Source organism: Gilvirhabdus luticola (genome assembly GCF_040117515.1).
Classification (GTDB): Bacteria; Bacteroidota; Bacteroidia; order Flavobacteriales; family Flavobacteriaceae; genus Gilvirhabdus; species Gilvirhabdus luticola.
In genome coordinates, this window is sequence record NZ_JBEEEN010000009.1 from 53,436 (window position 1) to 77,176 (window position 23,741).

Annotated in this window: 23 protein-coding genes; 12 read left to right on the forward strand and 11 right to left on the reverse strand. The window is 32.8% G+C overall.

Annotated features, from left to right (window positions below; all coding sequences use genetic code 11):
- Nucleotide 1: 1 nt before the first annotated feature.
- From AAFP94_RS13490 to AAFP94_RS13510, 5 genes are read right to left on the reverse strand one after another with little or no spacing between them, the layout of a single operon-like run.
- Nucleotides 2–541, reverse strand: a complete 540-nt coding sequence (locus tag AAFP94_RS13490; protein ID WP_316663296.1) for a mechanosensitive ion channel domain-containing protein — start codon at nt 539–541, stop codon at nt 2–4.
- Nucleotides 542–582: 41 nt separating this feature from the next.
- Nucleotides 583–1,170 (reverse strand): Maf-like protein, encoded by a 588-nt coding sequence (locus AAFP94_RS13495; RefSeq protein ID WP_316663294.1) that lies wholly within the window; start codon nt 1,168–1,170, stop codon nt 583–585.
- Nucleotides 1,170–2,087, reverse strand: coding sequence for a geranylgeranylglycerol-phosphate geranylgeranyltransferase (locus AAFP94_RS13500; RefSeq protein ID WP_316663292.1), 918 nt, complete (start codon nt 2,085–2,087; stop codon nt 1,170–1,172). Before AAFP94_RS13500 ends, AAFP94_RS13495 begins: the two co-directional genes overlap by 1 nt.
- Nucleotides 2,080–2,610 (reverse strand): KdsC family phosphatase, encoded by a 531-nt coding sequence (locus AAFP94_RS13505; RefSeq protein WP_316663291.1) that lies wholly within the window; start codon nt 2,608–2,610, stop codon nt 2,080–2,082. Before AAFP94_RS13505 ends, AAFP94_RS13500 begins: the two co-directional genes overlap by 8 nt.
- On the reverse strand, nt 2,591–3,358 hold the full coding sequence (locus tag AAFP94_RS13510; protein ID WP_316663289.1) for a Rossmann-like and DUF2520 domain-containing protein: 768 nt from the start codon (nt 3,356–3,358) through the stop codon (nt 2,591–2,593). The genes AAFP94_RS13505 and AAFP94_RS13510 overlap by 20 nt, the downstream gene beginning before the upstream one ends.
- A 60-nt stretch (nt 3,359–3,418) precedes the next feature.
- Between AAFP94_RS13510 and AAFP94_RS13515 the strand changes: the two genes are divergently transcribed.
- Together AAFP94_RS13515 and ccsA are read left to right on the forward strand one after the other, a co-directional pair.
- The gene (locus tag AAFP94_RS13515; RefSeq protein ID WP_316663287.1) at nt 3,419–3,808 is read left to right on the forward strand and encodes a group III truncated hemoglobin; all 390 of its coding nucleotides are present in this window, start codon (nt 3,419–3,421) and stop codon (nt 3,806–3,808) included.
- Nucleotides 3,809–3,891: 83 nt separating this feature from the next.
- On the forward strand, nt 3,892–7,071 hold the full coding sequence (ccsA, locus tag AAFP94_RS13520) for a cytochrome c biogenesis protein CcsA (RefSeq protein ID WP_316663285.1): 3,180 nt from the start codon (nt 3,892–3,894) through the stop codon (nt 7,069–7,071).
- 15 nt (nt 7,072–7,086) lie between these two features.
- On the opposite strand, the gene AAFP94_RS13525 is transcribed toward ccsA, so the two are convergent.
- Nucleotides 7,087–8,292 carry a multidrug effflux MFS transporter gene (locus tag AAFP94_RS13525; RefSeq protein ID WP_316663284.1) on the reverse strand — a complete coding sequence of 402 codons (1,206 nt, stop codon included), beginning with the start codon at nt 8,290–8,292 and terminating at the stop codon, nt 7,087–7,089.
- Nucleotides 8,293–8,397: 105 nt separating this feature from the next.
- Here AAFP94_RS13525 and AAFP94_RS13530 point away from each other — a divergent pair, with 105 nt between their 5' ends.
- The 8 genes from AAFP94_RS13530 to AAFP94_RS13565 all read left to right on the forward strand — a co-directional run bounded on the left by AAFP94_RS13530 (nt 8,398) and on the right by AAFP94_RS13565 (nt 17,462).
- On the forward strand, nt 8,398–8,931 hold the full coding sequence (locus AAFP94_RS13530) for a GNAT family N-acetyltransferase (RefSeq protein ID WP_316663283.1): 534 nt from the start codon (nt 8,398–8,400) through the stop codon (nt 8,929–8,931).
- A 3-nt stretch (nt 8,932–8,934) separates the two neighbouring features.
- On the forward strand, nt 8,935–9,606 hold the full coding sequence (locus AAFP94_RS13535; protein ID WP_316663282.1) for a methyltransferase: 672 nt from the start codon (nt 8,935–8,937) through the stop codon (nt 9,604–9,606).
- 30 nt (nt 9,607–9,636) lie between these two features.
- Entirely contained in the window at nt 9,637–10,935 is a 1,299-nt protein-coding gene (locus AAFP94_RS13540; protein WP_316663281.1) for a pyrimidine-nucleoside phosphorylase, read from the forward strand.
- A 55-nt stretch (nt 10,936–10,990) separates the two neighbouring features.
- Nucleotides 10,991–11,995: a deoxyribose-phosphate aldolase gene (deoC, locus tag AAFP94_RS13545; RefSeq protein WP_316663280.1), complete on the forward strand. Its 1,005-nt coding sequence runs from the start codon at nt 10,991–10,993 to the stop codon at nt 11,993–11,995.
- An 11-nt stretch (nt 11,996–12,006) separates the two neighbouring features.
- The gene (locus AAFP94_RS13550) at nt 12,007–14,397 is read left to right on the forward strand and encodes an aldehyde dehydrogenase family protein (protein WP_316663279.1); all 2,391 of its coding nucleotides are present in this window, start codon (nt 12,007–12,009) and stop codon (nt 14,395–14,397) included.
- A 74-nt stretch (nt 14,398–14,471) separates the two neighbouring features.
- Nucleotides 14,472–15,173, forward strand: coding sequence for a purine-nucleoside phosphorylase (deoD, locus tag AAFP94_RS13555; RefSeq protein WP_316663278.1), 702 nt, complete (start codon nt 14,472–14,474; stop codon nt 15,171–15,173).
- A 26-nt stretch (nt 15,174–15,199) separates the two neighbouring features.
- Nucleotides 15,200–17,008, forward strand: a complete 1,809-nt coding sequence (locus AAFP94_RS13560) for a DUF885 domain-containing protein (protein WP_316663277.1) — start codon at nt 15,200–15,202, stop codon at nt 17,006–17,008.
- Nucleotides 17,009–17,012: 4 nt separating this feature from the next.
- Nucleotides 17,013–17,462: a hypothetical protein gene (locus AAFP94_RS13565; protein ID WP_316663276.1), complete on the forward strand. Its 450-nt coding sequence runs from the start codon at nt 17,013–17,015 to the stop codon at nt 17,460–17,462.
- Nucleotides 17,463–17,534: 72 nt separating this feature from the next.
- Here AAFP94_RS13565 and AAFP94_RS13570 read toward each other — a convergent pair whose 3' ends face one another.
- Nucleotides 17,535–17,756 carry a hypothetical protein gene (locus AAFP94_RS13570; RefSeq protein WP_316663275.1) on the reverse strand — a complete coding sequence of 74 codons (222 nt, stop codon included), beginning with the start codon at nt 17,754–17,756 and terminating at the stop codon, nt 17,535–17,537.
- Between the two features lie 173 nt (nt 17,757–17,929).
- Nucleotides 17,930–18,751 carry a T9SS type A sorting domain-containing protein gene (locus AAFP94_RS13575; RefSeq protein ID WP_316663274.1) on the reverse strand — a complete coding sequence of 274 codons (822 nt, stop codon included), beginning with the start codon at nt 18,749–18,751 and terminating at the stop codon, nt 17,930–17,932.
- Nucleotides 18,752–19,542: 791 nt separating this feature from the next.
- Between AAFP94_RS13575 and AAFP94_RS13580 the strand changes: the two genes are divergently transcribed.
- Both AAFP94_RS13580 and AAFP94_RS13585 read left to right on the forward strand, forming a co-directional pair.
- The gene (locus AAFP94_RS13580; protein WP_316663273.1) at nt 19,543–20,628 is read left to right on the forward strand and encodes an amidohydrolase family protein; all 1,086 of its coding nucleotides are present in this window, start codon (nt 19,543–19,545) and stop codon (nt 20,626–20,628) included.
- A gap of 143 nt (nt 20,629–20,771) precedes the next feature.
- Entirely contained in the window at nt 20,772–21,230 is a 459-nt protein-coding gene (locus tag AAFP94_RS13585; RefSeq protein WP_316663272.1) for a GNAT family N-acetyltransferase, read from the forward strand.
- Between the two features lie 5 nt (nt 21,231–21,235).
- Here the strand turns inward: AAFP94_RS13585 and AAFP94_RS13590 are convergent, their stop codons facing one another.
- The 3 genes from AAFP94_RS13590 to AAFP94_RS13600 all read right to left on the reverse strand — a co-directional run bounded on the left by AAFP94_RS13590 (nt 21,236) and on the right by AAFP94_RS13600 (nt 23,658).
- Complete coding sequence (locus tag AAFP94_RS13590) at nt 21,236–21,910, reverse strand: PrsW family intramembrane metalloprotease (protein WP_316663271.1); 675 nt, start codon at nt 21,908–21,910, stop codon at nt 21,236–21,238.
- On the reverse strand, nt 21,907–22,458 hold the full coding sequence (locus tag AAFP94_RS13595) for an NUDIX hydrolase (RefSeq protein WP_316663270.1): 552 nt from the start codon (nt 22,456–22,458) through the stop codon (nt 21,907–21,909). The genes AAFP94_RS13590 and AAFP94_RS13595 overlap by 4 nt, the downstream gene beginning before the upstream one ends.
- Before the next feature lie 111 nt (nt 22,459–22,569).
- Nucleotides 22,570–23,658, reverse strand: coding sequence for a M42 family metallopeptidase (locus AAFP94_RS13600; RefSeq protein WP_316663269.1), 1,089 nt, complete (start codon nt 23,656–23,658; stop codon nt 22,570–22,572).
- Nucleotides 23,659–23,741 lie beyond the last annotated feature (83 nt).

Here is a 23,741-nt window from a genome sequence, read left to right on the forward strand (position 1 = left end):
TTTAAACTACATCAGCACCATCGTCTTCAATGGCATCTTTTTCAACAAGCGTCACTGCTTTTTGGAGCATTAAGTTATTTGGATAAGTCACCAAATCTCCATTATCTAATCTTAAATGCAAATGAAAAGCCCTTATATCTTCAATAATTGCCTCTACTGGAAAATCTTTATCATGAATTTGTATTTTATCACCAACCTTATATGGAAAAGAGAAGAACATAATAATTCCAGAAGAGACATTACTTAAAATCGACCAAATTGCAAACAATGCTATACCTAATACCGCAAAAACGGATGAAAAAACAACCGTCAAATCTTCGGGTTTTGCTCCTAAAATAAATGCTTCTATCAGTACCCCAATTAGCAATAGCGTTACACTAGTATACCTTATAATTAAATGAACTCGTGCATCATTGATATTGCTCTTTTTTCCTATTTTTTTTATTGAAAACCTTAAAATGTACCAAAGAATAAAAAATATAAAAAGTAGTATAATAGATTGTATTAATTCTTCTTGGTATCTCGTAAAAAAATTGTTCATTAGTAAAATTAATTGATCAAGTAAAATTAAAGATATTGAATTTAGTTTACAATCTCTAATATTGTTTTGTAAAGCAAATGTACTGGCATTCCCATAACATTAAAATAAGAACCTTCCAGTTTTGTGACACCAATTAAACCAATCCAGTCTTGAATACCATAAGCGCCAGCTTTATCCATTGGTTTAAATGTTTTTACGTAATACCAAATTTCCACGTCCGTTAAATCTTTAAACGTTACTTTGGTAATATTATTTACTGTTTTTTGATAGTCAACAGATGTAAAACATATTGATGTAATAACCTCATGAGCTTTACCGCTCATGCTTTGTATCATATTGAAGGCATCTTGCTCATCTTTGGGTTTTCCAAGTGCTTGATTATTATGCCAAACAATGGTATCACTTGTAATTAAAATGTCTTTCTCTTTTAATTCTTCCTTAAATGGTAATGCTTTTAGTTGTGCCAGATAATCTGTGATTTCATAATGAGAAAGGCATTCAGGATACTCTTCGACAACTGGTTTTAAACGTATTTCAAAATCTAAATCAAGTTCTTTTAAAAACTGTTGACGTCTAGGTGACCCTGATGCTAAAATTATATGATGGTTTTTTAGTTTTTCTTTTAACATTAATTCAACAGAATGTATTTATAAAGCAACAAAGAAAGCATACCAAACAGCATGATAATTTTGAGCATATTACTAATGTTGTGAAAATCCTTTTTTGTTGTAGCACTAAAAAACTTAATACTCACATAAATTAAGGGAGCAATAATAAAAAGTAAAAAATACCCAGTTGCGATAAGTTGTTTATACAAATAGGTAAATACATAATAGACCACTGCGATTAGTGGTATTAAAGACAATACAAAAAGTATTTTTCCTGCTCTTTCTTTACCAATTGCTATTGGCAGTGTATTCATACCTGCTTTATAGTCGCCATCAATGTCTTCAATGTCTTTAGCAATTTCACGAATGAAATTAATAATGAAAGCAAATAGTGCGTAATCTAAAATAATCTTAAAAAAAGTAAGTTGTGTTTCTTGATTTTGTGTATTGATGACTGGAAGCAGTTCAAACAAACCTACAATAATAATACTCAATGCAATTAGTATAGAGATTATTATATTTCCAACCAAAAGTATTTGTTTTAAATAGCTAGCATAGATATACAGTAGAGCAGAAATGATAACAAATAAGGCAAAGAACCCATTTTTACCAACAAGATTTGATAGGTAAAATCCGATTCCAACTCCTATAATATTAAAAATGATAAAAAAGTTATAAGCTCTTTTTTCAGAGATGGTTTTACCAACAATAACCTTATCAGGTTTATTTATAGTATCGGTTTCTACATCAAAAATATCATTAACCACATTTCCAGCAGCTGCAATACATAGTGTAGCTAAAACCAAAAGTAGAAAACCAAACCAGTTTAATGTTATGGTAACACCAAATGGTATAAGTAAAGCGTATTTTATTAAATATTGCACTATGGCAATCAGTAATAAATTTTTCCAGCGAATGAGGTTTAAGAAACTAATCATATTTAGCATCGAAATTTCCGTTCCACTTGCCTTGTACTTTTAAGACTTGCTCAATAACATCACGTGCACAACCTTCACCACCTTTTTTATGTGACACATACTTTGATATAGCTTTTACTTCAGGTACAGCATCTTGAGGGCTGCATGGTAAACCGACTAATTTCATAACAGGAATATCTGGTATATCATCTCCCATATACAAAACATTTTTGGCTTTAATTTGGTTAATATCTATATAGGTGTTAAACTGTTCGATCTTATTATGAGCACCCAGAAAAATATCTTTTATTCCTAATCCTTCCAAGCGTTTTCTTATGCCTTCATTGGTTCCTCCAGAAATAACACAAACATTAAAGCCTGCTTGCGTCGCGGTCTTTAGAGCAAAACCATCTTTTGTGGTCATGGTTCTTAAAAGCTCTCCTGCAGTTGTAATCATAACAGCGCCAGAAGTTAAAACGCCATCAGCATCAAAAATAAATGTTGTAATATGTTCTAGGTATTCCTTATAACTTTTTTCTTCCATGTGTTTGTTGTATCGAGTGGGTTAGTAGTCGGTATATTTCTTTATAGTTTTCGTTTTCTAAAAGCTTTAAATGCTTCTTTATGGTTTTTTCATCGTTTCGTATAGCAGGACCTGTTTGTGCTAGATACGGAGACATATTTTGTACTTTATTTGCGGTTTCCAATATAAGTGGTTTTAAGATATTAAAATCAATATGTTTGGCATCAGCTATTTCATGACCAATTCTGTACAATTGATTTGTGAAATTATTGATAAAGATTGCAACCAGATGCAAAGTAAGACGTTGCTCGGTGCTAATTTTATAATATGGACTATCAATAGCTTCAGCAAGGTTTTTTAGTGTTTTTAAGTCAGTTTTTTCTAAAGTTTCTAGACATAGAGGGACATTGCTAAAATCTATTTCAGCATCTTTAGATAATGTTTGTATTGGATACAAAACACCTCGTCTGTTTTTTTTATCCAGTGTATGAACACTTACGCTTCCTGATGTGTGAACCAAGAATTTATTTTCAAAAGGTAAAGCTGATGACAATTTTGAAATGGCATCATCACTAACAGCTAGAATATAGATATCAGCTTCTTTTAGAAGCGCTAAATTGTTAGTAATATAGACATCATTCTTATAGGATTTTAATTTATCAATATCTCTATTGTACCAAGTTTTCACCTGTACCTCATCAGATTTAGTAAAAGCCTTAAATAAATGTGTTGCAACGTTTCCTGCGCCTAAAATCACAACTGATATCATAGTGCTAAAATAAGTAAGTAAAGTATGATTTAAAAGTTTGTTAAGGTATCTTTGTAAACAATGAAGCGAAAAGATATTAAAACAAGAGAAGATGTATATTTATTGGTTACATCATTCTATAGAAAAGTTAGAAAGGATAAACTTTTAGGTCCTTTTTTTAATGATAAAATTAAAGATTGGGACGAACATTTAGAACGACTCACCAATTTTTGGGAATCCAGTTTGTTTTTAAAAACCAAATATTATGGTAATCCGCTTGAGGCCCATGTTAAAGTAGATAAAGAAAATAACAATAGTCTTACAGAATTACATTTTGGTGTTTGGTTAAATCTTTGGTATGGAACCATTGAAGAACATTTTGAAGGTGATCATGCAGAAAATGCTAAACGCAGAGCAAGAAAAATGGGAACATTTTTATATCTTAAGATTTTTGAGGCAAGATCAACATAACTTAAAATTTTCATCCTTTTTAACATAGCCAAATAAACTAAATACACTAAATTTGCACGACCCATTTTTAGAGATATTCTAACATGCAAAACAAACTTATCAAAATACTTTTTTCAACACGTCTTACGGCAGTCTTATTCATACTTTTTGCTGCTGCCATGGCAACAGGAACATTTTTAGATGCAAGTCAAGATACATCGCCAACACCATTAACCAGAAACCTAATTTATAATGCTTGGTGGTTTGAAGCCATTATGGTGTTCTTTGTTATAAATTTCACAGGTAATATTTTCAGATTTAGATTGTATAAAAAAGAAAAATGGGCAACCCTAACACTGCATTTGGCATTTATTTTAATTCTGATTGGAGCTTTTGTAACAAGATATATAAGTTACGAAGGCATCATGTCTATTCGTGAAGGCGCTACTGAAAATAAATTTTTGTCAATCAAAACTTATATTACAACGTACATTGATGGTGATTATGTTGTGAATGGTAAAAACCAGAGGCGAACCATTGAAAGTGAAGTTGATTTTTCTCCTAGATTAAATAATCATTTTAAAGTTAATACAGATTATAATGGACAACCTGTAACCATAGAATTGGACAACTTTATTAGTGGTGCCGAAGAGGATATTGTGCCAAACGAAGATGGTGAAGAATACTTAAAGATAGTTGAAGCAAGCGGTGGAGGCTCACATAATCATTTTCTTAAAGTTGGTCAAGTACAGAGTATCCATAATGTCTTAATTGCTCTAAATAAACCAACGCATGGCGCTATCAATATTACGCATGCTGGAGACAGCCTTACTATACAATCTCCGTTTGAAGGTGAGTATATGACTATGGCTACACAAGCCACAGGAATCTTGGTTAAAGATAGTATACAACCATTGCATCTCCGTTCAAGATATGTCATAGGAAATATGCAAATGGTCTTTCCAAAGCCAATAGTAAAAGGAGAATTTGCCATAGTAAAAAAATCTCAAATTCTTAAAAATGACGAAGATGGTATTGTACTTAAAGTGACAGCCAATGGAGAAACCAAACATGTTGGTGTTTTAGGAGGACAGGGCTCAATTAATGCTTTTAAACAAATACACATTGGAGGTTTGGATTTTGCGTTTAGATATGGTTCTAAAGTGATGGAATTGCCTTTTAGTATTAAGTTGAATGATTTTGTAGCCGAACGTTATCCAGGAACTGAAAACAGGTATTCTGCCTTTTCAAGTGATGTTACTGTTTTTGATGAAGAAAAAGGCGATTATAACTATCGTATTTTTATGAATAATATTTTAGATCATCGTGGTTATAGATTCTTTCAATCCAGTTTTGATCCTGACGAAAAGGGTACAATACTTTCAGTAAACCATGATTTTTACGGTACTTGGATTACCTATATAGGATACTTTTTACTCTACTTTGGTTTACTGGCTATTTTATTTGTAAAGAATACGCGTTCAGCAGATTTAAGAAAACAACTGAATAAGGTAAAAGCAAAAAAGGCTAAACTTCTTACAATTTTACTTTTATGTTTTGGACTAAATGTATTTTCTCAAGAAAAAGATCAAAATCATTTACACAATCAAACCTCAAAAGCCCAAATAGATTCTATTCTAAAGGCTAATATTACACCAAAGGAGCACGCAGATAAGTTTGGTCATATGGTCATTCAGGATTTAAGTGGCCGTATGATGCCGGTAAATACTTATGCGTCAGAGCTACTTCGTAAATTAAGTAAACATGACACCTATGAAGGGTTTGATGCCAATCAGGTGTTTTTATCCATTCAGGAAAGCCCGTTATTGTGGTATAATGTCCCAATTATTTATTTAACTCCAAAAAAAGGAGACTCTATCAGGCATTTGGTAGGTGTAGATGCAGATAAAAAATATTTGGCTTTGGCAGACTTTTTTACGAATACAGGTGCGTATAAGCTTGGTCCTTATCTAGAAGATGCTTATAAAACCAATGTGCCCAGCGGTTACCAAATGCAATTTAAGGAAGTTGACCAGCGTGTTAATTTGTTGTACAATGCTATTGAAGGGAGAACATTGAAAATTTTCCCAATCCCTGATGATGAAAACAATACATGGATATCTTCAATCGAAAAACGAGCTGGCAATTATAACATCCAAGATTCTTTGTACGCTAACTTTATAAATAGTGGCTTTAAAGCGTATTTGTTTACGTTGAATGATGCGAAAAAAACAGGAGATTACAGTGATGCAGAAAAACTTTTAGACGCTATTAAAAAAACGCAACATCAATTTGGAAGTGAGATAATGTTGTCTGATGATAAGATTAAAGCTGAAGTACTTTATAATAAGTATGATATTTTTAAAAAACTTTTTAGTTGGTATTTATATGCAGGCACTTTTTTATTTATAGCACTTATAATCCAAATTTTTAAGGATAGAAGTAAGTACGTTAACTTATTGATTTCAATTTTCAAATATGCTATTTTGGCATTGTTTGCTTTACACACTATAGGCCTCATTGTGCGTTGGTATATTTCTGGTCACGCACCTTGGAGTGATGCCTACGAATCTATGATTTATGTAGCTTGGGCGACGATGCTTTTTGGATTGATTTTTGGCCGCAAAAGTGATTTAACCATCGCTGCAACAGCATTTGTTACGTCTATGTTGTTGATGATAGCGCATTGGAACTGGATGGATCCAGCTATTGCAAATCTTCAACCGGTTTTAGACAGTTATTGGCTGATGATACATGTTGCTGTTATTGTAGGAAGTTATGGGCCATTTACTTTAGGTATGATTTTGGGTGTAACCACATTATTACTTATGATTTTTACTTCAGAAAAGAATAAAAAGAAAATGTTGCTCAATGTTAAGGAACTTACAATTATTAATGAAATGTCTCTAACTGTTGGTTTAGTCATGTTAACCATTGGTAACTTTCTTGGAGGTATGTGGGCAAACGAAAGTTGGGGACGTTATTGGGGTTGGGATCCTAAAGAGACTTGGGCACTAATAAGTATTATGATTTATGCCTTTGTAATTCACATGAGGTTGGTGCCAGGTTTACGAGGACGTTTTGGTTTTAATCTGGCCTCTATCATTGCGTTTTCCAGCATACTTTTTACTTATTTTGGCGTCAACTTTTATTTATCCGGATTACATTCTTATCAGTCAGGACAACAAATAGCAAGTTTTAAAATTATTGCTATAGCTTTTACAATTGTAGCTTTAATAGGCTTCTTTGCGTATAGAAAATATTTGAAGTTTTATCAGAAATAGGCTGTCACATTCTTTTTAAACCTGTCTAGGTTCTCTATTTACTCTTAATAAGAAAAACACCAAAATAGACAAGAACCCAAAAAATGAAAACCCAATAAATAAGGGCAGTACCGAATCTTTTACAAAAGTTCCAATATAATTGGCAATTGGAACCGCCATAACCGTGGATATAAAGCCATTAATTGCTGCGCCTATACCAGCAATATGACCGAGAGGTTGCATAGCTAAAGAACGTAGGTTTCCGAATAAAAACCCAATAGAAAAGAACTGTAAAGCAAAAAAAGTAAGCACTATTGTTACACTTGGGTTTTTCCCAGACCAAAAAAGGATGACATACAAAATAGAAATTAAAAAATAGGCAATTGCTGCGGTAAAAGCAATACGCCACATGCCATACTTGACTACATATCTACTGTTTAAAAACGTTGCCAATCCAACTGATATAGCCAAACTTGCAAAAATATAAGGAAACATATCAGCTAGTTTGTATTGTTCTTGAAAGATTTGTTGAGATGTACTCAAATAAACCATAAAAGAGCCAGTAATAAATCCAGAAATTAAAGTAAATGCAATAGCATCATTATGTCTAAAAAACTCTTTAGTTCCATTGATAAACAGATTTCCTGTAAATCTAATACGTCTCTGCTTTAAAAGCGTTTCAGGTTGCCGTTTCCAAAACCAAATCATTACAATTAAACCGAATATCAGATTAACGTAAAAAATAGATTCCCAGCTATAGTATGTGATTAAAAATTGCCCTAATGTTGGTGCAATTACAGGGACTAAAATAAAGACCATAACAACAATAGAAAGTATTTTAGCCATATAATCACCACTATAACAATCTCTAACGATGGCAATACTTAATGTTCTTGGAGATGCCAATCCCACACCTTGAAGAATGCGACCAAGAATCATCATATTAAAATCTTTGGTTGTCACACAAATAATAGATGCGATTATAAATAACGCAAAACCAAAATAGACAATAGGCTTTCTTCCGAAACTATCTGACAAAGGCCCAAAAATGAGTTGCCCAAAACCAAGACCTAAAAATATCATGGTGATAAGCAATTGCGTGTCTTGTAAATTGGAATGCCCTAAATCTGAAGCAATATTAGGTAATGCTGGTAATAGTGCATCAATAGAAAGCGCTACAATAGACATTAGAGATGCCATTAACGCTATAAATTCAAACTCAAACGAAGTTTTGTTTTGCATTGAACAAATGTAAGGGAATTTAACAGAGCAAATTTGAAGTTTTGAATACTAATAAGCTATCTAATTATTATTAAATTTGATACTATAAACTTCAGTAATTTATTAATGAATAAAGATTTTGATCATTTTAGTATTGTAGATTTAGATTTTCAGAAGGCTGAATTATTTTTTCAACTTATTGATAACAACAAGCACAGACTTGAAGATTATTTTGCAGGGATTTTATCAAAAAATAAATCTTTGGCAGATACTAAAAAATTCTTTCAAAAGACAGAACAAAGAATTAATGATAAGACTTATTTTCCTTACATTATTTTAAATAAAGAAAAAGACAAATACATAGGACTAATTGATATTAAAAATATAGATTGGCGTGTTCCGAAGGCTGAAATAGGATATTTTATAGATTCAGAATATCAGGGCAAAAGAATCATTTCAAAAGCTTTAGGTTTTGTTGTAAATTATATTGTGGAAAAACACCATTTCAAAAAGCTATTATGCAGAGCAAATGGTGAAAATGTTGGAAGCATTCAGGTTGCGTTGAAGAATGGTTTCGAACTTGAAGGAACAATTAGAAATGACTATGTAACAACAAAAGGCAGAGTAGTGGATTTAAATTATTACGGACGTATTTTTTAAAGCATGAAACTTTTAGAAAAACAATTATGGCATTTTTTAAGTTTAGCCTTACTACTATTAGGCATCTATGTTACTTTAAAAATAGACAAAGAAATCCTATTTGGAAGTTTATGGAACGTTAAAACAAAAGCATGGTTTTTATGGGCCGTTTCTATCCCTATTGTACATCAAGTATATGTTTTAATATGTTGGCGTAGTGAATTGTATTACAATAGTTTAACAAAAATAATAGGAAAACATGCATTTAAGATATACCTCATTGATTTTTTTATTCTATTTGCTATCAGAATCGTATTTTTAATTTTTTTGGCAAATTCAAACAGATATACATTCAATCTTAACAATTATGTTAAATCCGTTTTGATTTTTATAATATCGGTTATTTCAATTTACGCCTTTTATTCAGTAAAGCGGTATTTTGGATTCAAAAGGGCGGCAGGATTAGATCATTTTGATGTTGAAGTAAGAAAACTTCCATTGGTTAAAAAAGGAATCTTCAAATACACACGTAACGGAATGTACACATACGCGTTTTTGGCTTTCTATTTACCTGGATTATTTTATGAATCCAAAGCAGCAATACTCGTTGCGCTTTTTAGTCATATATACATTTGGGTGCATTATTACTTTACCGAAAAACCAGATATGAATTATATCTATCAAAATAAATACTAATTAAATTCCATACATTTATATTTTAATATTATGGTAGAATTAATTATAAAAAAACGTAGTGGAGAAGTTTTGTCCAAAGAAGAATATACAACCATTATTCAAGGGTTTATCTCTGGAGAAATTCCTGATTACCAGATTTCAGCATTTTTAATGGCTATCTATTTTAAAGGATTGAATCAGGAAGAAACAGCCAATCTTACAGATGTCATGATGCGTTCAGGAGAACTTATTGACTTAAAAGAAATACCAGGAACTAAAGTAGATAAGCATAGTACAGGAGGTGTTGGTGATAAGACTACCTTGGTTCTAGCCCCATTGGTTGCAGCAGCTGGTGCGCCTGTGGCAAAAATGTCTGGTAGAGGACTTGGTCATACAGGTGGAACTTTAGATAAATTGGAATCGATTAAAGGTCTGTCTGTTGATATGACTCGTAAGGAGTTTATTAATAAAGTAAAGGAACATGGAATCGCTGTTTGCGGACAGAATGAAAGTTTAGTTCCTGCTGATAAAAAGCTTTATGCACTACGTGATGTAACTGGTACGGTTGAAAACTTATCCCTAATAGCTTCTAGTATTATGAGTAAAAAACTAGCTTGTGGAGCCGAAGCCATAGTTATTGATATTAAAGTAGGTTATGGTGCATCAATAAAAACAACAAAGGAAGCTGAAGAATTAGCCAAAATTATGATTGGTATAGGTTCAAAAATGAACAGAAAGGTTTCAGTATTTTTTACCGCTATGAGTCAACCTTTAGGGTATGCAGTAGGAAATGCATTGGAAGTAAAAGAAGCGATTGATACATTGCAGGGTAATGGTCCTGATGATTTAACAAATCTTTGTTTAGAACTGGGAAGTGAAATGTTGGTATTAGGAAAAGTTGTCAAAAATAGAGTAGAAGGAATTAAAAAGCTTAAAGATCAAATTTTGTCAGGCGCAGCATATGAAAAATTTAAAGAATTTGTAAAATCACAAGGAGGAGAAATAAACATGTTAGAAAAGCCAGGTTTATTACCTAATGCTAAATATTCGGAGTCATATAAAAGTAAGTTTGATGGATACATAACCGAATTAAATGCTCTGGATATTGGTTTAGCTTCTGTTAAGTTAGGTGCAGGACGTGAAACAAAAAACAGTACTATTGATTATGGTGCTGGTATACTATTGAAAAAAAAGATTGGAGATTTTGTTAAGAAAGGTGAAGTCCTAGCCATGCTGTATTCTAATAATCAAGCTAACTTTGTAAAAGCAATGGAGTACATGGATTTAGCTTATAAAATTGGTGAGGACAAACCTGTGTCAAAACCATTAATACTTAAAACATTGACATAGTACTCTCGGAAATTTGTATTTTTAACCGTTATATGATCAACACAAAATACATAATATGGCAAATTCTAAATTAAAAGTAAACCATATACAATCCAATAATCACATTATGATGCATCAACGCAATGACGGCATCCCTTTTGATGCAACACTGTTTAAGGATATTAATATCAATAGAAGTGCAGTAGAAAGACGAGCAGCTACATTAAGTGGTCGTCGTTCTATAAAAAAAGAATGGCAAGCGGCATGGCTTCTTAAAGCAATTACATGTATAGATTTAACAACTTTAGCAGGAGATGACACCAGAAGCAATGTCTACAGACTTTGTGCTAAAGCCAAAGCACCAGTCCGTAAAGATTTATTGGTAGCTATGGGAATGCAAGATGCCAATATACATGTTGGTGCAGTTTGCGTGTATCATAATTTAATTAAAGACGCAGTGAGCGCATTAGGTAAAAGTAATATTCCTATTGCTGCAGTGTCAACAGGATTTCCGGCTGGTAATATTCCTTTAAAGGAAAAACTAAAGCAAATTGAGCTTTCTGTAGCGGCAGGAGCCAAAGAAATAGATATTGTTGTAAGTAGGAGATTGGTTTTAAATTCTGATTGGAAAGGCCTTTACGATGAGGTTGCTGCTTGTAGAAGAGCATGTGGTGAAGCACATATGAAAACTATTCTTGCTACTGGAGAAATACCTACATACACCAAAGTCGCAAAAGCAAGTTGGGTAAGTATGATGGCAGGTTCAGATTTTATAAAAACAAGTACTGGTAAAGAAATAGTAAATGCTACAATTCCTGTGAGTTTGGTTATGATAAGAGCCTTGCGTGACTATTACGAGTTAACTGGAGATAAAGTTGGATTTAAACCAGCAGGAGGAATCAGTAAAGCCAAGGATGCTTTAAATTGGTTGGTATTAATTAAGGAAGAATTAGGAAACGATTGGCTCAATCCAGATTTATTCAGATTTGGAGCCAGTAGTTTACTCGGAGATATAGAACGTCAGCTTGAACATTATGTTACAGGACGTTATTCAGCATCATACAGACACCCAATGGCATAACTTATTTTACAATGAAAATTAAAGATATTTTTGAAACAATGGAATATGGACCAGCACCAGAAAGTGCAGATGTAGCCATAGACTATTTAAAATCACATAAGAATAAATTCCAACTATTTATTAATGGCGAATGGAAAGCTCCTAGCTCGAAAGAAAATTTTGATAGCATCAATCCATCTACTAGAGAAAAACTAGCCGAAATTTCTGAAGCCAATGAAAAAGATGTGAATCTGGCTGTAAAGGCTGCAAAGGATGCATTACCAGAATGGGTGAATATTGGAGCCCATCAACGTGCGCGTTATCTATATGCCATTGCAAGGCAAATTCAAAAACATTCACGTTTGTTTGCAGTACTAGAATCTATGGATAATGGTAAACCCATTCGTGAAACCAGAGATATAGACATCCCTTTGGTCGCAAGACATTTTTATCATCATGCAGGATGGGCACAATTGCGAGATACAGAATTAAAAGAGTATAAAGAAATAGGAGTGATTGGACAGATTATTCCTTGGAATTTCCCATTGCTCATGTTAGCATGGAAAATCGCACCAGCATTGGCTATGGGTAATACTTTAGTTTTAAAACCTGCTGAATTCACTTCTTTAACAGCATTGCTGTTTGCAGATATTTGTAAACAAATCGGTTTACCTAATGGTGTTGTTAATATTATTACTGGTCATGGTAAAACTGGAGCAACACTTGTAGATCATAAAGATGTGAACAAGATTGCCTTTACAGGTTCTACTGAAGTTGGAAAGATTATTAGACGTGCTACTGCAGGAACAGGAAAAAAGTTATCATTAGAACTTGGTGGAAAATCACCTTTTATTGTTTTTGAAGATGCAGATTTAGATAGTGTTGTAGAAGGTGTAGTTGATGCCATTTGGTTTAATCAAGGACAAGTGTGCTGTGCAGGATCACGATTGTTAGTTGAAGAAAGTATTGCCGAAAAATTGTATAAAAAGATTCGTAAACGCATGGAAAGTTTGCGTGTTGGAAATTCGTTGGATAAGAGTATCGATATTGGTGCCATTGTTGCTCCAGTTCAACTTAAAACCATCGAAGAACTTGTACAACAAGGCGTTGATGAAGGTAGCAAGTTGTGGCAGCCTTCTTGGGCTTGTCCACAAGATGGTTATTTTTATCCTCCAACCATGTTTACAGATGTTAGTCCATCGTCAACCATTGCACAAGTTGAAATTTTTGGCCCTGTATTGGTCGCTATGAGTTTCAGGACCCATAAAGAAGCAGTCAAATTAGCAAATAACACACGTTATGGTTTAGCTAGTAGCATTTGGACAGAAAACATCAATTTAGCTTTAGATATTGCACCTCAAATTAAAGCCGGTGTAGCTTGGATTAACTGTACCAACGTATTTGATGCAGCTGCTGGTTTTGGCGGTTACAGAGAATCAGGTTTTGGTAGAGAAGGAGGCAAGGAAGGCTTGTACGAGTATATGAAACCTCGTATTCATGAAAAGTTTTCAGATAAACCAGTTGTCAAAAAACCAAAAGATTTAAAAGCACCTTCTACTAATGGACAACACGTTACTGGAATAGACAGAACGACCAAAATGTATATTGGTGGTAAACAAGTAAGACCTGATGGAGGATATAGCACGGTGATTAAAAGTGCAAATGGAGAATATATAGGTGAAGTGTCAACTGGAAACAGAAAGGACATTAGAAATGCAGTAGAGGCTGCTCATGCTAACAGCACTTGGGGAAGTATGACAGGCCATGCAAGGGCACAGGTATTGTATTATATTGCCGAAAATTTAGCGATTAGAAAAGAAGAATTTGCAAATAGAATAGTGCAAATGACCAATTGTAGTAAAACAGAGGCTTTAAAAGAAGTTGATGAATCTATAGAGCGTATTTATACCTATGCTGCTTTAGCAGATAAATATGATGGTTTGGTTCATCATACGGTAAAACAAAATGTTACATTGGCAATGCCAGAATCACTTGGTGTTATGGCCATTGTTTGTCCTAACGAATCGCCATTGTTAGGCTTCATTTCTACCGTTATACCAGCTATGACTATGGGTAATAATGTTATCGCAATTCCTTCGGAGTCGGCTCCATTATCTGCAACAGACTTTTATCAAATATTAGAAACTTCTGATGTGCCAGCAGGAACAGTCAATATTGTTACAGGTAAAAAAGATGAACTGGCTCAAGTTTTAGCAAAACATGATGATGTAGATGCCATTTGGTATTTTGGAGATAAAGCCGGTTTAAAAGATATAGAATATTTGTCTGCAGATAATATGAAACGTACTTGGGGCAACAATGGTAAGTATCGTGACTGGATGGATAAAGAGCAAGGTGAAGGTGAAGAGTTTCTACGTCATGCGAGTCAAATAAAAAATATTTGGATTCCTTATGGAGCCTAGAGTGTCTGTTCGAGTATACTGAAAGTCAGAATGTATCGAGAACAAATTTTATATATTAGTTAAAAAAAATATACATGAGTAGTATTCATATAGAAGCAAAAGTTGGTGAAATAGCCGAAACTGTTTTATTACCAGGTGATCCATTACGTGCAAAACATGTTGCAGAAACCTTTTTAGAGAATGCCTTTTGCTACAATAATGTTCGCGGAATGTTAGGTTTTACTGGACATTATAATGGACAACGAATTTCTATTCAGGGCACAGGAATGGGTATGGGAAGTATAGGTATTTACGTTAACGAATTAATCAACACCTATGATTGCAAGCAACTTATTCGTGTTGGCACATGTGGTACTATTCAAAAAGACATGAGTTTAGGACAAGTCATTTTAGCTATGAGTGCTTCAGGAGATGCAGATGCTAATAGCCACTATTTTGAAGGGATGCACTATGCGGCAACTGCAGATTTTGATTTATTGTTAAAAGCATATAATACAGCCAAAAAACTAAATATAAACACCTATCAAGGCTCTGTTTTTAGTACCAATACTTTTTATGACGACACACCGAATCGTTGGGAAAAATGGATACAACACGGTGTTTTAGGTGTAGAAATGGAAACTCAAATATTATTCACTTTAGCAAAACGTTTTGGTAGAAAAGCCATGTCTATTCTTACTGTCAGCGACAATATTATTACAGGTGAAGCTTCAAGTTCTCAAGACAGAGAGCAATCATATAACGAAATGATGCGAATAGCGTTAGAACTGGCCTGAAAATTTAAATCTTATAAATAATAAATATGAAAAAAGAAGCTATCCTTTTTGGTCTTTGTTTGTTCATACTTGGATGTAATTCAAAAAGTAAAAAGCCTGTTTTTAAAGAGCAGGTCAATATTGCTGAATTCTTTGATGGTTACTTCAAAGAGTATTTAATTTATAATCCTAATGTAGCTACAAGTCTTGGTTACGATGGTTATAATGACAAATGGGATAATAATTTAGATGATCTTTATCTACAAAAAAAGAAAGCGTTTTTTTTAAAATGGAGAGACACATTACAGGTTATTGACCTCGAGAGTCTATCTGAAAAAGACCGAAATGAAATTGATATATTTAAATATTTACTTGAAGATAATTTAGCTGGATTAGAACTTGGTATACAACCTGGGACAATGTCTTTAAATCATCCAATTCATCAATACCACAGAAGCACACATCATGAATTTATAAAATTGGCAAAAGGTGATGGCTCACAACCTTTTAAGTCTAAAAAAAATTATAACGACTTTTTATTAAAGTTAAAAGATTTTAAAAAGTGGTTGATTTCTGCTCAATCAAGAATGAAAATTGCAATAGAAGAAGAGAAAACACTTCCAAAAAAAATAGTGGTTAAAATGATTCCACAATTTGATAATTGGATAACTAGCAATCCAAAACAAAATCCATTTTATTTTTCACTAGCAAGAATACCAGATAACATTTCTTCAGAAGACAGTCTTGAAATTGTTCAAGACTATAAAAGTTATATAGAATCTGATATGATTCCACTATTCAAAGAAATGAAAAGGTTTCTTGACGAAGATTATTTAGAACATGCCAGAGAAGAAGACGGACTTTATGCAATTCCAGGTGGTAAAGAACAGTATGAATATTTAGTAAGACATTGGACGTCAACTGATTTAACGCCAAAAGAGATTCATGAATTGGGTCTGCAGGAGGTGCAAAGAATTCGTTCAGAAATGGATTCTATAAAAGTATTGACTGGTTTTGAAGGTGATTTACAATCTTTTTTCAATTTTGTTAAAACAGATCAACAATTTTATCCTTTCAATACCATTGATGAGGTTATTGCAAGACACTATCAAACCTTGGAAATTATACAACCTTATGTAGATTCTTATTTTGGTGTAAGACCAAAAACTCCTTTTGAAATCAGACCTGTAGACCCAGCATTGGCAAGGTCTGCAACTGCAAATTATGACTCGCCTTCATTAGATGGTTCAAGACCAGGTATTTTTTATGATGCTATTCCTAATCCAAAAAAGTATAATTATATCAGTATGGAGTCTTTATTTCTTCATGAAGCAATTCCAGGACATCATTTTCAAATTGCATTAAAACTTGAAGAAGAATCAATACCAATGTACAGAAAGGTAGCCGGGTTTGGTGCTTTTTCAGAAGGTTGGGGATTGTATTGTGAAAGTTTAGGAAAAGAATTAGGTCTATACACCGATCCATATCATTATTTAGGTAGACTGGAAGACGAAATGCTTCGGGCTGTACGTTTAGTAGTAGATACAGGTATTCATACAAAAGGCTGGACACGAGAACAGGCTATAGCATATTCTATGGAAAATATGCCTGTGACCGAAGCGAATGCCACTGTGGCAATAGAGCGTTATATGGTAAGACCAGGACAAGCATTGGCTTATAAAATAGGCGAACTTAAAATAAAAGAGCTACGCAAAAAGTGTGAAAATGAATTAGGTGAAACTTTCAGTTTGAAAGAATTTCATGATTTAATATTATTAAGCAGTTCTATGCCACTTCATACTTTAGAGAAAATTGTGGATAATTGGTTGATCTCAAAAAAAGTAATCGTTTATTAATATCATGAACTTTACACCGTTTCCAGAGCTAAAAACAGATAGACTTATGTTAGGACAATTGCAAAAAGAAGACTTGAAAGGAATTGTTTTTTTGCGTTCAGATTATTATAATGAAAATACAATAGGACGAATTGTATTAATTGATGATGAAGGACAAGTATTATTAGACAAAACAGAAACTACATATTATTATAATGACTGGTGGGAAGCATATTATTTTAACACAGTAAACCCAAATATTACAATTTATAATAATAAAGTATACACATTAGTAATTTCTTTTAATCAGAATTTACCATTATTGTTCAAAACACCTACAGATAACACTAATATTTCTTTTCCGGTAGAATGGGGATATTTAAATATATTAGAAACAAGTTATAAGGATATTGAAGGTGAAATTCAAACAAATAAGGCACTATTCTTTATGGAAATAGGATTAGCAACTATTTAATTAACATAAAAAAAGCACTTAATGTATAAAAAGAATAATGTGTTGTTAGAATTACTTAAATGAACTATTTTTTTAATTCATTAAAATAGATTGACGCTTCACTTTCTTCAAATGAATATTTTCTAAAATAGCATTAATGTTTTTCCGTTCTGGAGTTAGTGAAGTAATGCCTCCAGATTGAGATGTAGTGAATTTTTCTTTACAGTGCTTACACTTATATTCTTTAATATGATACGTCACATTTTTAGTAACCCTAAAGTCATGACCATTAAGCAAACAGTAAATGTTTTTCATTTAAATTAGTTTTAGAGGGATAGCATCAAAATTATAAAAAAAATCAATACAAAACTATTAAGTTTTAAATTAGGTATGCTTTTATACAGTATTGTAATTTAAATAATTAAAAACTATAAAATAAATTTAAGATTAGCATTTATATACTGGAAAGTCTATATTAGTTAAATATTTTATAAACGTATTTTCTTTCTACTTATAGCATTAGTGTTTAAATCTTTCAATTCAATAATATATACACCAGAAGACATGGTATTGGCTTCTATAACATAAGTGTCGTTTTCAATTACACCTTCCAATAACGACTGTCCTGTAATATTGAACAATCTATAATTTGTAATATCTGTTAAATTATAAATGGCAATGCTTTTATTTAAAGCTATAATTTTTACCTTTCTCAAGATGTTTTCATCAATATCAAGTCTACCTTCTCCAGCCATGATAGGCGTATCTGGAGTCCCATAAAAAGCGTAATCTTTAAGTACCCAATCATCCGCAGCTGTTACATCCAATCTTGCCCAGGCATAGTAGGTATTAGCAGAAAGGTCATTAAATCGTAATCCCAAATATTTATCGGTCACTCCACACCAATTACTATTAGAATAGCAGTAACTCCATATCAGAGTTTGGTAAAAGTTATTAGATTTCCAGTTAGAATTACCAGCACTAATTATTTCACCTTCATCTAATGCAAATGGATAAATCAAACTATTTGCAGAACTGCCCAACACTGCATTTCCAGGAGCTGGCCAGATGCCTAAATAGCTGCGGTAATATACATAGTTATAGAGGTATTCAACATTTCTAATATTAAAATCACCTTGTCCATCACCATTGAGATCAAAAACATGTACAACATATTGTCCACCTACATCATCAATATCAAAATAATTAAGTGTTTGACTGTTGCCGTCTGTTAATCCAGATATGGCTAATGATAATGCGCCATACTGTACCATCCGATTTGAGAGCTCTTTTCTGGTGGAAGTTTTCATAATTCAAAAGTTTAAATTATAAACACTTTCGGCAAAACATGGTGTGAGAGTAGCCTCTAATATACTGATTATATTAGAATTAGTCAAATTATTTTGGTAGTTACTAGTATTAAATTATACTAGTTATTATTATAGTTTTAATTGGAGATTTGATTATACAAAGGTAATTCTGTTAGGCTGTCAAACTACGCACAAGATTTATTATAAAAGAATTTAGTAGTTATTTAATTGAATATTGAGCAAAAAACATTGATCTAATATAATTATCTACACGTTAACTGAAAAATGTAACAGTAGGTCTAATAGTTCATAGTTATGGTAGTGTTTTGCATCTATCAACTGTTATAGATATAAATAATAAATAATACCTATATACGTTTAGCCATGAACTAAATACCCCAAAATACTTATTTTATGTTGCTTGAGCCACATTTATTTGTGGCTCTTTTTTTTTAAATATTCTGTTTAATAATTACTTATTTCTACCGTTCAACAATTATTTGAGTTTTTTATAGATAATTTTGTTCTGCTTTTGTCAAGATATATATATTTAGACCACCGTAACATAAGTAGGTTAAGTTTATGGTAGATTTGGGGCAAAAAAGGTGAACAACTGTTCACCTTTTTTATTTTTAATGCCAATATACTTATACTTTATATCATCTTGATATTTAATTCATTCTACGACATAGGAATACATATAAAAGCAATTATTGTTAAACAGGTCCTAAAAGACTAGGTTATAAAAAGGATATTGTTAATTTTAGCATCTTGTAATAAATTATTTTCAAATGTCAGTTCAAAACTTAATCATAGTTTTATTTTTTATATCAATTACTACAACGCAAGCTCAAGACCTAACCTTCGAAGAATACAATCCAAAATCAACATTAGTAGTTCCTGGAGACAGCATCTACAAAGCCAAGTTTCCTTTTATAGATGTCCATGGGCATCAATTCCGTATGGCAACTCAAGACTTGTCAGAGCTTATTGCAGATATGGATCAACTCAACGAGGCCATTATGGTGAACTTAAGTGGACGTAGCGGTGAGCAGTTACAAAACGCATTAAAGAATGTCAATGAGAACTACCCAAATCGTTTTGCTGTTTTTGCCAATATAGACTTTGAAGGTGCAGGAGCAGAAGGTTGGATAGAAAAGACAGTTAATCAATTTGAGCACGATGTCAAGAACGGAGCTAAAGGTTTAAAAGTGTATAAAAGTCTTGGTATGTACAATAAGGATAGTGATGGCAAACGTTTAAAAATTGATGACCCAAGATTACATCCTATATGGGAAAAATGTGCAGAACTGGGAGTACCAGTGTTGATCCATTCCGCAGACCCAAAATCTTTTTGGAAACCCTTTGATAAGAACAATGAGCGTTGGTTGGAATTGAAGACACATCCTCGTAGAAAGCGAGGAGATGATAATCCTGCACCGTGGGAAACAATCATCAAAGAACAACATAACATGTTTAAGAACAATCCAAAAACAACATTCATTAATGCACATATGGGTTGGTACGCTAATGATCTTGGAACACTTGGAAAACTTTTAGACGAATTGCCAAATATGAATGTAGGTATTGGAGCCATTATAGCCGAATTGGGAAGGCAACCACGATTTGCGCGCGAGTTCTTTATTAAATATCAGGATAGAATCCTTTTTGGTAAGGACAGCTGGAAACCAGAAGAATTCCCGACCTATTTTAGAGTATTGGAAAGTGCAGACGAGTATTTCCCATACCATAAAAAATATCATGCCTTTTGGGCAATGTATGGATTAGATCTTCCTGACGAAGTCTTGAAAAAAGTGTATTTTAAAAATGCATTGCGTATTGTACCAGGATTGGATAAAGGCTTATTTAAAGACTAACAATAAGTAATTTTTTGTTCAAGATAATCAAAAATCCGAAACATAAATATTTGTTAAGAATAACATTCATTTTATAATTTGACGTTACATTTGATGATACACCTAATGGTTAGAACGAGTCAATAATTTCAATAAACACTAACATGAATATTAGAAAAGCGGTTCAAAGCGATCTTCCATATATTGTCAGAATGATTTCTGAAGACAAACTCGGTAAAATAAGAGAAGACTATAAAGAACCTTTGCCTAAATCTTATTTTGATGCTTTTAGTCAAATTGATGCTGATAGAAATCAGGAATTAATTGTTGTTGAAGATATTGATAAATCTATTATTGGAACAATGCAATTGAGCTTTATACCTTATTTAACCTATCAAGGTGGAGTAAGGGCGCAAATAGAAGCAGTTCGAATTCGTGAAGACAGTCGTGGGCAAGGTGTTGGCGAATATATGTTTAAATGGGCCATACATAGAGCATCAGATCGTGGTGCACATTTACTTCAACTCACAACAGATAAGAAAAGACCTGATGCCTTAAGATTCTATGAAAAACTTGGCTTTACAGCTTCTCATGAAGGTATGAAACTTCACTTCAGTAATTAATTTTATTATATTTTAAAATGTGACCTATCCTGGTGCTTTTTTATAGCGCGATGAGAGAGAATTATACCAATAATCAGAGATACAAAAGCACCGATCCAAATTCCTGGAACAAAGTTGATGAATAAAAAGAAATCATAAGCACCATGAAAAAGAATGGCTAATGATAACCCTATTAAATTTAATTTAATTCTGTTGTTTGAAAATTTGGCTTTTCCCATAAAGTATCCCATTAAAATAGCAAAAGTTGCATGAGCAGGTACGGCAGTAAATGCTCTAACAAGTGCCACATTTACACCTCCAGTTGTCACATACATAATATTTTCTACAGCAGCAAAACCCATGGAAACCATGACGGCATAAACAATGCCATCAAAAGGTTCATTAAATGCATCTCTTGTTTGTGCAAAATACCTAACAATAACATATTTACTAAACTCTTCAATCAAAGCAACAACAAAGAATGCTTTTATAAATTGTTGCCAAACACTGTAATTATCTGGTAATGGTAAAATATAACTAGAAAAAACATAGAGTATTGTAGAAATAATAATACTCACAATTGCACCTAACAAAAAGGTATACAGGAGTAATCTTTTAGGTTCTTTTTCATATTTATCTTTTAAGTAGATATATAAAATGATGATAAAAACTGGCGCAATAGCTAATAATAATAACTTCATTTAACAGATTTTCTTAATTGTTCCAACACAAATTGGTAGTACGCCTTATTTGCTGGTACAAAATGGTTATCAATTCCAATATGTTCAATTAACCATTCGAAATCTTCTAATGGCACAAGTTTTAAGGCTTCGACTTCTTCAACTTGAGGAGACAAATTTGAAATTGGAATTTTTAATTCTGCTATAAACGTATTGTGGAATTCGTTGTCTTTAATGCCGTTTTTATACGATTGGAAACACTCAAAAACACCAATTTGCAGCAAATCTTTTTCAGAAATTTTAAGATCAATTTCTTCTTTGGTTTCACGGACAGCTGCTTGTTTTGCTGTTTCGCCAGCATCAATATGTCCTGCCACAGAAACGTCCCACATTAAAGGGCAAATCTCTTTTTTGGCCGAACGTTGTGATAGCAATACTTCGCTATTTTTAGTGTAAAACCAAACATGAGCTGTATGGTGATAATATCCTTTTTGATGAATTTCTGATTTTGGTGCAGATTTTCCTATTGGTTTACCTTCTTTAGTAACGATATCAAGATATTCTTCCATAATTAATAATAAGCGTCATTACAAGGAACGAATTTGACTTGGTAATCTGATATATTATAAATCGATTCATACGACTGTCACGATTTTTTACAAAAATCTCACAATGTCAAACTATTCAAAATAGCTAAAAGTATCTCCTTCTTTTATTTTAAGAAGACTTTCATAAATTATTCTAATTACATTTTCAACATCATCTCTGTGAACCATTTCTACGGTGGTATGCATATATCTTAAAGGCAAAGAGATTAAGGCGCTGGCAACACCACCATTGCTATAAGCGAATGCATCTGTATCTGTTCCTGTTGCTCGAGATAATGCTGAACGCTGAAAAGGTATTTTCTTTTCTTCGGCTGTATCAATAATTAAATCACGTAATTTTTGTTGTACTGCTGGTGCGTAAGCAACAACAGGTCCTAAACCAATCTCCAAATGCCCTTCCTTTTTCTTATCAATCATTGGTGTCGTAGTATCGTGTGTTACATCTGTGACGATAGCTACGTTAGGTTTTATCGTTTGCGTAATCATTTCGGCACCACGAAGACCAATTTCTTCTTGAACAGAATTTGTAATGTACAATCCAAAAGGAAGTTTCTTCTTATTATCATGCAGCAATCTGGCAACTTCAGCAATCATAAATCCACCCATTCTATTGTCCAGCGCACGACAAACAAATTTATCGCCATTGAGGATATGGAATTCATCAGGATAAGTAATCACGCAGCCTACATGAACACCAAGTTTTTCCACTTCTGCCTTATCTTTGGCTCCAATATCTATGGTAATATTATCAGGTTTTGGTGGTTCTTCTTTTGTTCGGCTACGTGTATGAATTGCAGGCCAGCCAAAAACTCCTTTAATAATCCCATTTTTTGTATGAATATTTACAATTTTACTCGGTGCAATCTGATGATCGCTACCTCCATTTCTGATGACATATATAAGTCCGTTGTCTGAAATATAATTGACATACCAAGAAATTTCATCGGCATGACCTTCTATAACCACTTTATATTTGGCTTTAGGGTTTATAACTCCTACTGCAGTACCATAAGTATCTGTAATAAATTCATCGACATAAGGTTTTAAATAATCCATCCATAGTTTTTGCCCATCCCATTCATATCCGGTTGGAGCAGCATTATTTAGATATTTCTCTAAAAAGTCAAGTGATTTTTTATTCAATATTTTCTTCTTTGCCATCTGTAAAAAATTTGTACTAAAATAGCAATATTAATAAGAAATTAAGGTTTTACAGTATGTAAATTACTAAATTTGAATCGATT

What these genes read in the sequence shown, in the direction of transcription:
- AAFP94_RS13490 (WP_316663296.1), bottom strand. Translation starts at nt 541, where the DNA reads ATGAACAATTTTTTTACGAGATACCAAGAAGAATTAATACAATCTATT.
- AAFP94_RS13495 (WP_316663294.1), bottom strand. Translation starts at nt 1,170, where the DNA reads ATGTTAAAAGAAAAACTAAAAAACCATCATATAATTTTAGCATCAGGG.
- AAFP94_RS13500 (WP_316663292.1), bottom strand. Translation starts at nt 2,087, where the DNA reads ATGATTAGTTTCTTAAACCTCATTCGCTGGAAAAATTTATTACTGATT.
- AAFP94_RS13505 (WP_316663291.1), bottom strand. Translation starts at nt 2,610, where the DNA reads ATGGAAGAAAAAAGTTATAAGGAATACCTAGAACATATTACAACATTT.
- AAFP94_RS13510 (WP_316663289.1), bottom strand. Translation starts at nt 3,358, where the DNA reads ATGATATCAGTTGTGATTTTAGGCGCAGGAAACGTTGCAACACATTTA.
- AAFP94_RS13515 (WP_316663287.1), top strand. Translation starts at nt 3,419, where the DNA reads ATGAAGCGAAAAGATATTAAAACAAGAGAAGATGTATATTTATTGGTT.
- ccsA (WP_316663285.1), top strand. Translation starts at nt 3,892, where the DNA reads ATGCAAAACAAACTTATCAAAATACTTTTTTCAACACGTCTTACGGCA.
- AAFP94_RS13525 (WP_316663284.1), bottom strand. Translation starts at nt 8,292, where the DNA reads ATGCAAAACAAAACTTCGTTTGAGTTTGAATTTATAGCGTTAATGGCA.
- AAFP94_RS13530 (WP_316663283.1), top strand. Translation starts at nt 8,398, where the DNA reads ATGAATAAAGATTTTGATCATTTTAGTATTGTAGATTTAGATTTTCAG.
- AAFP94_RS13535 (WP_316663282.1), top strand. Translation starts at nt 8,935, where the DNA reads ATGAAACTTTTAGAAAAACAATTATGGCATTTTTTAAGTTTAGCCTTA.
- AAFP94_RS13540 (WP_316663281.1), top strand. Translation starts at nt 9,637, where the DNA reads ATGGTAGAATTAATTATAAAAAAACGTAGTGGAGAAGTTTTGTCCAAA.
- deoC (WP_316663280.1), top strand. Translation starts at nt 10,991, where the DNA reads ATGGCAAATTCTAAATTAAAAGTAAACCATATACAATCCAATAATCAC.
- AAFP94_RS13550 (WP_316663279.1), top strand. Translation starts at nt 12,007, where the DNA reads ATGAAAATTAAAGATATTTTTGAAACAATGGAATATGGACCAGCACCA.
- deoD (WP_316663278.1), top strand. Translation starts at nt 14,472, where the DNA reads ATGAGTAGTATTCATATAGAAGCAAAAGTTGGTGAAATAGCCGAAACT.
- AAFP94_RS13560 (WP_316663277.1), top strand. Translation starts at nt 15,200, where the DNA reads ATGAAAAAAGAAGCTATCCTTTTTGGTCTTTGTTTGTTCATACTTGGA.
- AAFP94_RS13565 (WP_316663276.1), top strand. Translation starts at nt 17,013, where the DNA reads ATGAACTTTACACCGTTTCCAGAGCTAAAAACAGATAGACTTATGTTA.
- AAFP94_RS13570 (WP_316663275.1), bottom strand. Translation starts at nt 17,756, where the DNA reads ATGAAAAACATTTACTGTTTGCTTAATGGTCATGACTTTAGGGTTACT.
- AAFP94_RS13575 (WP_316663274.1), bottom strand. Translation starts at nt 18,751, where the DNA reads ATGAAAACTTCCACCAGAAAAGAGCTCTCAAATCGGATGGTACAGTAT.
- AAFP94_RS13580 (WP_316663273.1), top strand. Translation starts at nt 19,543, where the DNA reads ATGTCAGTTCAAAACTTAATCATAGTTTTATTTTTTATATCAATTACT.
- AAFP94_RS13585 (WP_316663272.1), top strand. Translation starts at nt 20,772, where the DNA reads ATGAATATTAGAAAAGCGGTTCAAAGCGATCTTCCATATATTGTCAGA.
- AAFP94_RS13590 (WP_316663271.1), bottom strand. Translation starts at nt 21,910, where the DNA reads ATGAAGTTATTATTATTAGCTATTGCGCCAGTTTTTATCATCATTTTA.
- AAFP94_RS13595 (WP_316663270.1), bottom strand. Translation starts at nt 22,458, where the DNA reads ATGGAAGAATATCTTGATATCGTTACTAAAGAAGGTAAACCAATAGGA.
- AAFP94_RS13600 (WP_316663269.1), bottom strand. Translation starts at nt 23,658, where the DNA reads ATGGCAAAGAAGAAAATATTGAATAAAAAATCACTTGACTTTTTAGAG.